A 3,963-nucleotide genomic window follows, 5' to 3' on the forward strand; every position below is an offset into this window, starting at 1 on the left:
GCGAGCGGCTCAGCCGGTTACGAGCCATTTGTTGGGCTCTCCACGCCTGATAGGAGTACCTTTTAAAGTGTCTGTTGTATCGGGAATTGCGTTCAATTTCTCGATAGATAGTAGCTTTGTGACGACCCAGTTGTTTAGCTATTTTAGCGGTACTAATTCCTTGCTTTCTGAGTGCAGAAATCATATACCTTTCGTTCTCAGTGAGGTGCGTGTATCTCATGTTTTTTACTTCTTGGCGGGAGCAAACTTCATGATTATCGCATCTCACTGTTTTTATGTTCAGAGGTGTCGCACTTCGTACTTGAATCCAAGACGAAATTCAACAACGTATTGGAGATTTAAGAGGTGCTATTTGGCTACATTTCTGGATGAAAGGCGCTTATGCTGGTCCAGGGGCAACAGTTGATAATAATCCTGAGCGAGTTATTGAAAATGATAAGGTTGTGTATTTCGTTTCAGATGATGACGAATTCAGCCAAAAAATATTCAAGTCGGTAGAGAAAGTAGAATTATTCTTTGGCCCAAAAATTCGGGGTAAATAAACATAACAAACTGTTTAAGAGGGATTCGCAACGCGTGGCATTTTTACTATGCGTTGATTTTAGTGATTAGGGTGGTGTGCGATGGCTTCGGTAATGCGTTGCTCACCCCTTAACAGAGCGTTAGTACGGGTTTGACATCAAAGGTCATAAGTTTTGGTGTTTATCTGTTTTGGCGCTCGTATTTACACCTTTCAGTTAGTGCCTTTCACGTTCTTTCCGGTGGCACTATATGCGAAGTGTTCGCTTTGATTTCATCGCTTACGGCTTCTAACTCTTAGCCTATTTCTTTGGTGCTTCTTCATTTTCGTGGTGGCTTTTGAGAAAACCTTGATTACTTTTGTTGTGGCTGTTGAAGTACGAGGAAAGAATCCTTTTCTAATTTGAAGCAAGTGAAAGTAGGACAGTTCAGTGCGTTTTTCTTCTAGCCAACTTTCGTCTTTCAATCGGGGTAAAGTTTTGTAGCTGCCCGTCTCACTTCAGTGTTCAAAGCCTTTCATATCATGTCAGTTTTCAATATCTTGGAGCGCATAAATAGAAGTAGCGCATGTACTAACAAATTGCTTAAGAGTGATTCGTAACGCGTGGCATTTTTACTTTGCGGTGGCTTATGGTGATTAAGGCGCTGTGCGGTAGCTTTTGTATTGCGTTACTCACACCTTAGCAAGGCGTTATACCTTAAGAGGAAAGCATGGACATTGTACTAGGTACTTATAAAGATCCTGCTTATGGTCTTGATTGGCATGAACAAACAGATGAAATTGAAAACTCAATTAGAAAGCAATTGAAAAAATCAGAACTTCCAGTGGAGTGTTCAATTCAAGAGCACAATATTGGTCGTGGGGCTGACAATCCAGTTACAGTCGTTCAAGTTCTTTCTATTCTTGGTTTAGTCGGTTTTGTCATTCCTGAAGCACATAAACGAGTTCGAGAATCTATAGAAGAATGGTCGCGTATTAAAGGTCATTTTACAAAGCTGTATACGCTTTTGTCTCGAAATTATCGGGTAATAGCTCTACCAGAAGAAGTTCTCTTTATTAAAGCAGTTGAAGCGTTGCTCAGTGAAACAGAATCTAATGATGCCGCATTTGTTAGTTACGAAACAATCCATAGTGTCGGTAGTTACGAAAAGTATTCTGGTCTAAAAGGCTTCTACTTTGATTGTAAGGGTAAGCAATGGCGTGTTGTTATTGATGGTCAAGGTGAAGTGAAACTGATAGAACAGGCTTAGTATCAAGTTTGAAGTGCGACACTTTCTACAGATGCGCATGAATATACTCCGTTGGTGTCCTATACCCAAGTCTTTTGCGTGGGCGCGTATTTAATTTGTGTGCAATTTCATTACAGAGCTTCTGTGTCACGTGTGACATAGAAGTTCGTTTTGGTAAGTATTGTCGTATCAAGCCATTGGTGTTTTCATTAGTGCCTCGCTCCCATGAGTGGTATGGATTTGCAAAGTAAAACATACAGTTATGATGTTTTTCTAGTTGCGTATAACCATGAAATTCAGTGCCGTTATCCGCAGTTATCGTCTTAAACGGTAAGTCAGAGCGGGTCATGATTTTGCTCATTCTTACGTTGAGCGACTCGCTTGTTCTATCGTCCATTTGTCCGATAAAAGTGTAGCCAGTCATTCTGTCGACTAAAGTGACGATACAGTGCTTGGTTCCACGGCCAACGACGGTATCAATTTCCCAATGACCAGGCTCTTTTTTATGCTCAGCATTTGCTGGTCTTTCGGTAATATGGCGCTTTGCAGCTAGCCGTCCACGGCTGTCTTTTGAGTTATACCTTTTACGCCTTTTCTTAGTGGATTGGCGTAGGTGCTTCCATAGTGTTCCACCGAGCGTTTTGTCGTTCCAAATATGCTGATAAATGAGCTCGTGGCTCATTGTTGGATAGCCTCTTACCCTTAGGTGTCCGACGATTTGGTCAGGGCTCCAATCCAGTCGTAGCAAGGCTTCAGGTAACCTGAAGTCGATTTCGCTGTAGCGCTTATTTCTGCGCGATCGGCTTAGCCGGTTGCGAGCCATTTGTTGGGCTCTCCATGCCTGATAGGAGTACCTTTTAAAGTGTCTGTTGTATCGGGAATTACGTTCAATTTCTCGATAGATAGTAGCTTTGTGACGACCCAGTTGTTTAGCTATTTTAGCGGTACTAATTCCTTGCTTTCTGAGCGCAGAAATCATATACCTTTCGTTCTCAGTGAGGTGCGTGTATTTCATGTTTTTTACTTCTTGGCGGGAGCAAAGTTCATGATTATCGCATCTCACTGTTTTTATGTTCAGAGGTGTCGCACTTCGTACTTGAATCCAAGATGCCTAACAAACTGCTCAAGAGGGATTCGCAACGCGTTAGACTAATCAGGGAGATAAAGATGTCACTTTGGGTTTTGGTTCCGCTTTCATTTTTCCAGCTTGGAGTAGGTAGCATTATTGGTTTTGGACTTATATTTCTCTCAGGTATAGATCGAGGAGAGAAGCTTTCTGAGTTCAACAATAATGTTTGTGTAGCGCTATGGTTTCTATATGTCTTTTCGGTGTTCACGAGTTTCGGACTAGTAATTTATTTTTTCTTAATTGATAGTCAAGCATCGTATTATCTATGGTATTTAACGCAATGGGTAGTATTGGCCGTTCTTGTAGGCTACTGGCGAATAGCGAGCGTAAAATTAGCCTAACAAACAGTTCAAGAGGGATTCACAACGCGTGGCATTTTTACTATGCGTTGGTTTTGGTGTTTAAGGCGGTATGTTGCGGCTTCGGTATTGCGTTGTTCACCCCTTAACTGGGCGTTAGTTTGCAAGAGGAAAAACGCAGCTATATCGCAAGATCTAGTGGTAAAAACTCAAAGTTTAAGTTGTCGTATTGGTTTTCAATTTCAATGTTAACTGGCGTGGTGAAAATCCAAAATTGGTATCGCTTCAGCGGTTGATTTGTTCTTTGGTGTGGCGACTTTTGGGTTAACTGCGTTGAACTTTTTTGTTGAAACTCTGCTCGCTGAGTTTGTTGGTACAAAAGCTGATTTACTCGCTGAAATGACGTTTTCTCTGGTGTGGTAAGTTCATGTGGTTTCATTGACTAGCCGTTTTTAGACTACGCTTGACTTAAGTGCATCAAAGTACACAAAGTTTATTGTTTTCAAAATTTAAAATAACGTAAAATCAAAGCCTTTGGTTTGCAAACTAACAAACTGCTCAAGAGGGATTCACAACGCGTGGCATTTTTACTATGCGTTGATTTTAGTGATTAAGGTGGTATGCGGCGACTTCGGTATTGCGTTGCTCACCCCTTAGCAGGGCGTTAGCTGATAATATTACTTTGAAGTACGGGGATTTAAATTGGAAAAAAAACATGAGCAGTCCATCATTGATGGCTTTTTCGATCATTTTAAAGAAGTTGCAATAGAAAAAGGCGAAAAATTG

Annotated in this window: 6 protein-coding genes and 1 pseudogene; 4 read left to right on the forward strand and 3 right to left on the reverse strand. The window is 41.2% G+C overall.

The features are described from left to right. A partial coding sequence (locus tag ATB78_RS27530) for a helix-turn-helix domain-containing protein (RefSeq protein ID WP_155647884.1) occupies window positions 1–220 on the reverse strand: 220 nt, incomplete at its 3' end. 148 nt (window positions 221–368) lie between these two features. On the opposite strand from ATB78_RS27530, the gene ATB78_RS27535 reads away from it, so the two are divergent. Together ATB78_RS27535 and ATB78_RS27540 are read left to right on the forward strand one after the other, a co-directional pair. Further along, window positions 369–542, forward strand: a complete 174-nt coding sequence (locus tag ATB78_RS27535; protein ID WP_179947032.1) for a hypothetical protein — start codon at window positions 369–371, stop codon at window positions 540–542. Between the two features lie 688 nt (window positions 543–1,230). Then, window positions 1,231–1,770 carry a hypothetical protein gene (locus tag ATB78_RS27540; protein WP_061011132.1) on the forward strand — a complete coding sequence of 180 codons (540 nt, stop codon included), beginning with the start codon at window positions 1,231–1,233 and terminating at the stop codon, window positions 1,768–1,770. 25 nt (window positions 1,771–1,795) lie between these two features. Here the strand turns inward: ATB78_RS27540 and ATB78_RS27545 are convergent, their stop codons facing one another. After that, on the reverse strand, window positions 1,796–2,764 hold the full coding sequence (locus ATB78_RS27545) for an IS30-like element ISVa6 family transposase (protein WP_081096684.1): 969 nt from the start codon (window positions 2,762–2,764) through the stop codon (window positions 1,796–1,798). A gap of 152 nt (window positions 2,765–2,916) precedes the next feature. On the opposite strand from ATB78_RS27545, the gene ATB78_RS27550 reads away from it, so the two are divergent. Together ATB78_RS27550 and ATB78_RS30340 are read left to right on the forward strand one after the other, a co-directional pair. After that, window positions 2,917–3,219, forward strand: a complete 303-nt coding sequence (locus tag ATB78_RS27550; protein ID WP_045418402.1) for a hypothetical protein — start codon at window positions 2,917–2,919, stop codon at window positions 3,217–3,219. Next, window positions 3,218–3,326 (forward strand): annotated as a pseudogene (locus ATB78_RS30340) (DUF3265 domain-containing protein); the annotation flags it as partial. The gene ATB78_RS27550 and the pseudogene ATB78_RS30340, both read left to right, overlap by 2 nt. Before the next feature lie 454 nt (window positions 3,327–3,780). On the opposite strand, the gene ATB78_RS30345 reads toward ATB78_RS30340, so the two are convergent. Then, window positions 3,781–3,963 (reverse strand): hypothetical protein (locus ATB78_RS30345; RefSeq protein ID WP_346393704.1); only part of this gene is annotated, 183 nt, incomplete at its 5' end.

Origin of the sequence: Vibrio sp. CUB2, from assembly GCF_001557945.1 — a bacterium.
In the GTDB taxonomy this organism is placed as follows: domain Bacteria; phylum Pseudomonadota; class Gammaproteobacteria; order Enterobacterales; family Vibrionaceae; genus Vibrio; species Vibrio owensii.